Source organism: Janthinobacterium sp. GW821-FHT03A03, assembly GCF_059421435.1.
The window spans coordinates 166,514-174,074 of the sequence record NZ_JBWKUZ010000009.1 but is presented as its reverse complement, the minus strand read 5'-3'; the positions used below and the strand labels follow the sequence as shown (position 1 = coordinate 174,074).

General features: G+C 66.2%; 6 protein-coding genes. 2 read left to right on the top strand and 4 right to left on the bottom strand.

Going from position 1 to position 7,561, the window contains the following annotated elements:
* Nucleotides 1-498 precede the first annotated feature (498 nt).
* Entirely contained in the window at nt 499-2,412 is a 1,914-nt protein-coding gene (locus AC07VI_RS18245; protein ID WP_099375744.1) for a glucokinase, read from the top strand.
* A complete protein-coding gene (locus AC07VI_RS18240) occupies nt 2,396-3,460 on the top strand; it encodes a LacI family DNA-binding transcriptional regulator (RefSeq protein ID WP_099375743.1) in 1,065 nt (354 codons plus the stop codon). Before AC07VI_RS18245 ends, AC07VI_RS18240 begins: the two co-directional genes overlap by 17 nt.
* A 7-nt stretch (nt 3,461-3,467) precedes the next feature.
* On the opposite strand, the gene AC07VI_RS18235 is transcribed toward AC07VI_RS18240, so the two are convergent.
* The 4 genes from AC07VI_RS18235 to AC07VI_RS18220 form a co-directional block, all read right to left on the bottom strand.
* Nucleotides 3,468-4,388 (bottom strand): carbohydrate kinase family protein, encoded by a 921-nt coding sequence (locus AC07VI_RS18235; protein WP_086147183.1) that lies wholly within the window; start codon nt 4,386-4,388, stop codon nt 3,468-3,470.
* On the bottom strand, nt 4,385-5,599 hold the full coding sequence (locus tag AC07VI_RS18230; RefSeq protein ID WP_099375742.1) for an AGE family epimerase/isomerase: 1,215 nt from the start codon (nt 5,597-5,599) through the stop codon (nt 4,385-4,387). The genes AC07VI_RS18235 and AC07VI_RS18230 overlap by 4 nt, the downstream gene beginning before the upstream one ends.
* Before the next feature lie 68 nt (nt 5,600-5,667).
* On the bottom strand, nt 5,668-6,669 hold the full coding sequence (locus tag AC07VI_RS18225) for a tetratricopeptide repeat protein (RefSeq protein ID WP_492993639.1): 1,002 nt from the start codon (nt 6,667-6,669) through the stop codon (nt 5,668-5,670).
* Nucleotides 6,666-7,508 (bottom strand): tetratricopeptide repeat protein, encoded by an 843-nt coding sequence (locus tag AC07VI_RS18220; RefSeq protein WP_086147186.1) that lies wholly within the window; start codon nt 7,506-7,508, stop codon nt 6,666-6,668. Before AC07VI_RS18220 ends, AC07VI_RS18225 begins: the two co-directional genes overlap by 4 nt.
* Nucleotides 7,509-7,561: the final 53 nt, after the last annotated feature.

Here is a 7,561-nt window from a genome sequence, read left to right as displayed (position 1 = left end):
GGTGCTGCCGGCGCCGGCGCGCAGGTAGCCGTGGAAGCCTTCCGCGTCGCCAGGGTACATGGGGCCGGCTGCGGCGGAACCGCTGGCGATGGCTACGACGATGGCAGCTGGCAGTGCTTTCAACACAGCCTTCAACATGTTGCGATGCAGCATGGTAAGTCTCCTCAGTAGTTATTTTTTATCTAGTCATTCGTGGCCGAATGTACTGGCCAGAATTCTTTCCAGCAGGGACATAGTAACTATACTACGAACAAATATCAACATATTATGTTGTAATCCTACGACTAGTCTGCGACACTTTATTGGCGCTCTTATTTGCCGTTTCAAGCCACCGCTTTTCATGGTGATGTGTCCGCTTTTGACCTGATGCATGAGCATCCGCAAGGCGGAGTTGCATTTTTCGGCACGCAGGACGTATACGAATTAAAATCCTTGGTTTTTGCCCATAACGACAGTGCGCCGCCACGACCGCGCACGCATACGAGATAAAGCACCGCCATGAAAATTGATGAAAAAATGGAAGTAGCAGGCAGCGACCCGGCGGAGCGCTTCAGCGACGGACCGCGCCTGCTGGCCGACATCGGCGGCACCAATGCCCGCTTCGTGCTCGAGACGCGCCAGGGCCACCTGGAAGCGGTGGCCGTGCTGCCCTGCGACGACTACGCCTCGCTGCTCGACGCCATCCGCGCCTACATGGACAGCGCCGACGCGCGCGCCGCCGGTTCGGCGCGCGTGCGCCATGCGGCCATCGCCATCGCCAATCCCATCGACGACGACAATATCCGCATGATGAACCACCACTGGTTCTTCTCGATCGAGGCCATGCGCGAAGCCCTGGGCCTCGATACGCTTCTGGTGGTAAACGACTTCACGGCGCTGGCCATGGCCCTGCCCTACCTGCGGCCGGACCAGCGCCAGCAGATCGGCGGCGGCATGGCGCGCGCCGACAGCGTCATCGGCCTGCTCGGTTCGGGCACGGGCCTGGGCGTGTCGGGCATGATCCCGGCCGAAGACCGCTGGATCGCGCTGGGCAGCGAAGGGGGCCATGTCAGCTTCGCCCCCTGCGACCAGCGCGAGATGGACGTGCTGTCCTTCGCCTGGCGCGAACTGTCGCACGTCTCGGCCGAGCGTCTTGCCTCCGGACGCGGGCTGGAACTGATCTACCGCGCCCTGTCCGAGCGCGCCGGCGTGATGGATGCGCCGCCGCTGCTGGCGGCCGACATCACCAGCCGCGCCCTGAACAATGAATGCGACGTGTGCCTGGAAGCGGTCGACTGCTTCTGCGCCATCCTCGGCTCCATCGCCGGCAACGTGGCCATGACGCTCGGTGCGCTGGGCGGCATCTATATCGGCGGCGGCATCGTGCCGCGCCTGGGCCCTTTGTTCGAACAGTCGCAGTTCCGCGCCCGCTTCGAGCAAAAGGGCCGCCTGAACGAATACCTGGCGCAGATTCCCACCTTTTTGATCACGGCCGAACTGCCCACTTTTCTGGGCATCGCCGCCATCCTGGCGCAAAAGCTCAAGCGCGCCCATTCCGGCGCGCCCGTGCTCGAATCCGTGCGCCAGGCGCGCGGCCGCATGAGCCCTTCCGAATGCAAGGTGGCCGACTGGGTGCTGAAGGAGCCGAACGCCATGCTCACCCTGCCGATCGCCGAAATCGCCCAGCGCGTCGGCGTCAGCCAGCCCACCGTGATGCGCTTTTGCCGCTCGATCGGCGTGCAGGGCCTGGCCGACTTCAAGCTGAAGCTCGCTTCCGGCCTGACGGGTGGCGCCATCACCGTAGCCCACTGCCACGTGGAGATTTCCGACTCCGACGCCGAGCTGGCGCGCAAGGTGCTGGGCAATAACGCCTCGGCCGCGCTGGCCCTGCGCGACATGCTCGACGTGAAGGCGCTGACGGCCGCCATCGAGCTGCTGCGCGGCGCGCAGCGCGTGGAATTGCTCGCTGTCGGCAGCGCCCGCGTGGTGGCCGACGACATGCAGCAGAAACTGCTCAACCTGGGCATCGTCAGCAGCTTCTTCACCGATCCGCAGGCGCAGGAAATGAGCGCCGCCATGCTCAAGCCGGGCGACGTGGCGCTGGTCATTTCGCGCTCCGGCGCCCTGCCCGAGCTGCTGCGCACCGTCAAGGTGGCGCAGGCCTGCGGCGCGCGCGTGCTGGCGATCACGGCCAGCGGCTCGCCGCTGGCCAAGCTGGCCGACGTGCTGCTGACCCTGAACCACCCGGAAGGCAACCTCAATTTCGTGCCGATGATCGTGCGTTTGCTGCAGCTGATGATGCTCGATATCCTGTCGGTGGGACTGGCGCGGCGCGACACGGCGCAGCGCACCAGCGCCGCCCAGCTGGAAGAGGGGCAATTGCACGGCATGCGCATCAGCGGCAAGCTGAAATTCGGTGGCCACCTCGAATAAGGCGGCGCCCGCCGCCCTTGATACCGCCAGCGGCGCCACCGTGCACGATGTGGCGCGCCTGGCCGGCGTGTCGGCCATGACGGTGTCGCGCGTCATCAACGGGCGCGCCAGCGTCAGCGCGGCCACGCGCGACAAGGTCGAGTCGGCGATTGCCGCCCTGCGCTACCAGCCCAACCTGGCCGCGCGGGCCGCCCGCACGGGCACCCTGCGCATCGGATTGCTGTACAGCAATCCCAGCGCGGCCTTCCTCAGCGAATTTTTGGTTGGCGCCATGGACCAGTGCCGCCAGGGCAGCGGCCAGCTGCTGCTCGAGCGCTGCGGCGATCTGGCCAGCCAGCGCAGCGCCATCGACTGCCTGGTGGCGGCCGGCGTCGACGGCATCCTCGTGCCGCCGCCCCTGTGCGACTCGCCCGAAGTGCTGGCGCAATTGAACAACATGGGCATACCCGCCATCGCCGTGGCCACGGCGCGGCCCTCGCCCGGCGTCTCGGCCGTGCGCATCGACGATTACGAAGGCGCGCTGGCCATGACGCGCCACCTGCTCGCGCTGGGCCACCGCGACATTGCTTTCATCGAGGGCGATCCGGCGCACACGCCCGCCCTGCTGCGCCGCCAGGCCTTCGAGGACGCCATGCGCGAAGCGGGCGTGCAAGTGCCGCCGCAGCGCGTGGCGCAAGGCTATTTTACGTATCGTTCGGGACTGGACGCGGCGCGCCGGCTGCTGGCGCAAAAGCCGTACCCCAGCGCCATCTTCGCCAGCAATGACGACATGGCGGCCGCCACCCTGGCCGTGGCGCACGGCATGGGCCTGCAGGTGCCGGCGGAACTGAGCGTGTGCGGCTTCGACGACACGCCCGTCGCCACCACCGTCTGGCCCGAGCTGAGCACCATCCACCAGCCCATCGCCGACATGGCGCGCGCCGCCGTCAAGCTCGTCATCGACGAAATCCGCCAGCGCCGCGCCGGGGAAGCGGCGCCCGCCACGCATCACCTGATGGCGTTTACCTTGATGGCGCGGGCGTCGACGGGGGCATGCGGCCCCCGCTGACCTGCCCTTAGCGCACCACCGTGCGCTGCGCCAGCGATTCCACCAGCTCCACCGACGGCGGCGAACCGCCGGCCGCCAGGCAGGCGCCCGCCCCGGCCGCGACGGCAAAGCGCAAGTGCTCGCCGCCGTCCGCATCGGGCCGGTATATCAGGCTGTACAGCAAGCCGCCGATGCTGGCGTCGCCCGCGCCCACCGAATCGATCACCTCGATCTGCGGCGGCGCCGCTTGCCAGACCTGCTCGCCCCGGTACAGGGCGGCGCCCTGCGCGCCACGCGTATACAAATAGGTGGCGTGCCGATTCCAGCCGCGCAGCGTGGCAAACGCACCATCGATGTCGCCGTGGCGGAACAGGCCCGCCAGATCCTCGTCCGACACTTTCACCACGTCGGCCAGCGCCGTCATGCAGCGCAGGGTGGCGTCGTAGCGCTCGTCCATCATGACGCGAAAATTCGGGTCATAGCTGATCTTCACGCCAGCGGCCTTGAGTTCCTGCGCCAGCGCCACCAGCTTGCCCGCCAGCGGTTCGCGCGCCAGGCTGATGCCGCCGAAATGCACCCACTGCACGTCCTGCATCCAGCCGGCAGGCAGTTGCGCCGCGTCGAAATGCAGGTCGGCGCTGTCGTCGCCGATGAAATAATAGCTGGGCGGATGCAGTTCGTGCACGATGGCCAGCAGCGGCGACTTCGCATAACGCTGCAAAAAACGCATGTCCAGGCCCGCCGCTTCCGTGGCGGCGGCCAGCGCGTCGCCGAAAACGTCGCGGCTGATTGCGCCCGCAAAGGCGCTGGGCACGCCCAGGCGCGCCATCACGCGCGCCACGTTCCAGGTCGAGCCGCCCACCTGGCTGCTCCAGGCGTCCGCGCCCGTGCGCAGCATGTCCGTCAGCGCCTCGCCGGCCGACACAAAGGAAGGGAAAGCGGCGCTCATGCGGCACCTTTGAGCACGTTCAGCACTTCATAGCAGGCGCCCATGGTGTGGTAATCGACCTTGCCGGCGGGGCTTTTCTCCTTGCTGATTTTCTGATTGTCGGGCGTCAAAATACGGTACCAGGCGCCGTGCTCGTGGTCGACGAAGTGCTTCCAGCTATAGTCCCATATCTTGTCGTAGCTGCGCCAATAGGCGTCGTCGCCCGTGCGCGTGGCCAGCACGGCGGCGGCGGCGAAGCTTTCCGCCTGCACCCAGAAGTATTTGTCGCCGTCGCAAATCTCGTCCTGCGGACCGAAACCGTAGTGGATGCCGCCATGCGCGCCATCCCAGGCCCTGGCCAGCGCCGTGTCGTACAGTTCGCGCGCGCGCGGCAGCAGCCAGCCGGACGGACCGGCCATGAAGCGGGCGTGGCGCTCCATGATCAGGAGCAGCTTCGCCCATTCCGTGAAGTGGCCGGGCTGGTAGCCCCAGGGGCGGAAGATATTGCTCTTGTCGTGCAGGTTGTAATCCCAGTCGATAGCCCAGTCGCTCTTGTAGTGTTCCCAGATCATGCCGTTGGCCAGGCCCGCCTGGCGCACCGTGATGTTGTGCGCCAGCGTTTCGGCGCGGTGCAGGTAGCGCGCTTCGCCCGTCGCCTCGAACGCGGCCAGCATGGCTTCGCACGCGTGCATATTGGCGTTCTGGCCCCGGTAGCCGTCCAGCGTGGACCAATCGGCGCTGGCCACGTCCGCGTACAGGCCGTGTTCGGGCAGCCAGAAACGCCGCTCCATCAACTCAAACGTTTCGTCCAGATAGGCGCGCGCTTCCGCCATGCCCGCCTGCAGGGCGTGTGCATAGGCGAGCAGCACGAAGGCCAGGCCATAGCAGTGGTTGGCGCCGTCTTCCACCGTTTTGGCGCCGTCCTGCCACTTCAGCTGCCAGGCATAGCCGCCCGTGGCCGGGTCGCGGTGCGCCTCGCGCAAAAAGGCCACGCCATGGCGCAGGGCCGCCTGATAATCGTCATCGCCGAAATGGCGGTAGGCCATGGCGTAATTGAAGATGAAGCGCGTGCTGCTGACCAGGTGGCGCGTGGCAGCGTCGTAGACGGTGCCGTCGTCGAGGAAGAAGTGATAAAAGCCGCCGCTCGCATCGATGGCGCGCGGGTGATAAAAGTGCATCGTGTGCAGGATATGCCCTTCGAGCATCTGCCTGGAGCGGAAATCGGGATTCATGGGTCTCTCATGATATTGTTATCGATAACAATGATGATAGCATGCCGTTTCCGCCCCGTCTCATCCACTTAGGGCGTCCTGGCCGGCTTGCGTTTTTCGCGCCACAGCGCCGCCTTGGCCTGGTCGGCCGCCTGTCCCAGCTCGCCCTGATCGTACACCCTGACCAGCCGTTCGATGGCCTCCAGGTCGCCCTGTTTCGCCGCCAGCAGATATAACGCGAGGGGCTTGGGTGCCGCTCCTTGCCGCGTGGGGCCGCCGCGGCCCTGCTCCAGCAGGCGCGCGAAACCCGTCTGGCCCGGCGGGCTTTTCGCGATGGCCGCCATTTCATACCAGCCCAGCGCCGCCTCGTCGCTCTGCGGCACGCCCTGCCCCACTTCATAGGAATAGGCGACATTGTTCAAGCCGGGCGGATCGAGCGCCTTGGCCGCCCGCATGTACCAGCCGAACGCTTCCCTGCGCTGCGCGTCATCGTGCGCCGTCTTCATCAGGCGGTAGCCGATTTCATTGTAGGCGGGAATAAAGCCGTTTTCGGCGTAAAACTTCAGCCAGTGCAGCGCGTGCGCCTGTTCTTCCGCGCTGCTGTGGATGTTCTCAAAGTGCATGGCCACCGTGAAGTTGGCCAGTTCCACGCCTTGCGCGGCGCCCTTGCGCGACCAGTATTCGCCCAGCGTGCGGTCGACAGCCACGCCCTGGCCCAGCGTATAGGCGACGCCCAGGAATGCCTGCGCCGGGCCATGGCCGCCTTCGGCCGATTTGCGCATCCACGCCAGGCCGGCGTCAAAGTCGCGCGGCGTCCCCTCGCCTTGGTGCAGCATCTGCGCCAGTCCCAGCTGGGCCGCCGCATCGCCCTTTTCCGCGGCGCGGCGCGTCTTGTCGTAGGCGGCGATTTTTTCCGGCGACAGGTCTGCCGGACGGTCGATCACGGCCTGCACCGTCGCGCGCATGGCATCGAGGCCGGACATGTCGAATTCGGCCAGCGCCGGATGCTGGCGCGGTTCTTTGCTGGATTCCTGCTGCGCCAGCACTGGCTGGGCCAGCGCAAGGGTCAATAACACTACGATGGTCTTCATTTCTTCTCCCTTTCCGCCAGTTTGGCGCGCCATTCGGCGGCGTCTTCGGCATTTGCCTGCTGTCCCAGTTCGCCCTTGACATACACGTCGAGCATGCGCCGCATGGCGGGCAAGTCGCCGCTCCATGCCGCCCGCTCGTACCAGACCAGGGCCAGCTTGTCCGACTGTGCCACGCCCAGGCCAAGCTCGTGCGCGCGGGCCAGGTTGCGCATGCCGGCCGGCTGCTTTTCACGCGCCGATCTGTCATACCAGCGGAAGGCCTCGCCGCGATCCTGCTCGTCGGCGGCTGCGCGCATCAGGTGTTCGCCGAGCGCGTTGTAAGCTGGGATAAAGTGTTCTTCGAGCGCGGCCTTCTTCAGCCATGTGATGGCCAGCGCCTGTTCTTCGGCACTGCTGCTGCCATCGATGAATTCCAGCGCCAGGATGGTTTGCGCCAGCGCGTCGCCCTGCGCCACGCCCTTGCGCAGCCAATATTGCCCCTGCACGCGGTCGACGGGCACCTTGCCGCCCACCGTGTAGGCCAGCCCCAAAGCCGATTGTGCCGGCGCATAGCCGCCTTCGGCCGACTTGCGCACCCAGGCCATCGATAGCGCCGTGTCTTGCGGCGCGCCGACGCCCAGCTGCAGCATGCGCGCCAGTTCCAGCTGCGCCTCCACGTCGCCCGCTTCGGCCGCACGCCGGGTCTCGGCAAATTCGGCCATGCTTTCCGGGCTATGGCTGGTCGCATCGGCCCTTGCCTTGACGGCGATCAACTGCAGATCGAGCAAGGTGGGCGAGGTTTGCGCCAGGACAGGCAGCGGCAATAGCAAAGGGATCAGCAACAGTAATTTCTTGGGCATGCGGCGGCGTCGGAAAGAAGAAAACACGCATGGTAGCCGATGCCATGCCAGAC

Bases quoted from the DNA above. Each gene is read 5' to 3' on its own strand.
- AC07VI_RS18220 (WP_086147186.1), bottom strand. From the start codon at position 7,508: ATGCCCAAGAAATTACTGTTGCTGATCCCTTTGCTATTGCCGCTGCCT.
- AC07VI_RS18230 (WP_099375742.1), bottom strand. From the start codon at position 5,599: ATGAATCCCGATTTCCGCTCCAGGCAGATGCTCGAAGGGCATATCCTG.
- AC07VI_RS18225 (WP_492993639.1), bottom strand. From the start codon at position 6,669: ATGAAGACCATCGTAGTGTTATTGACCCTTGCGCTGGCCCAGCCAGTG.
- AC07VI_RS18245 (WP_099375744.1), top strand. From the start codon at position 499: ATGAAAATTGATGAAAAAATGGAAGTAGCAGGCAGCGACCCGGCGGAG.
- AC07VI_RS18235 (WP_086147183.1), bottom strand. From the start codon at position 4,388: ATGAGCGCCGCTTTCCCTTCCTTTGTGTCGGCCGGCGAGGCGCTGACG.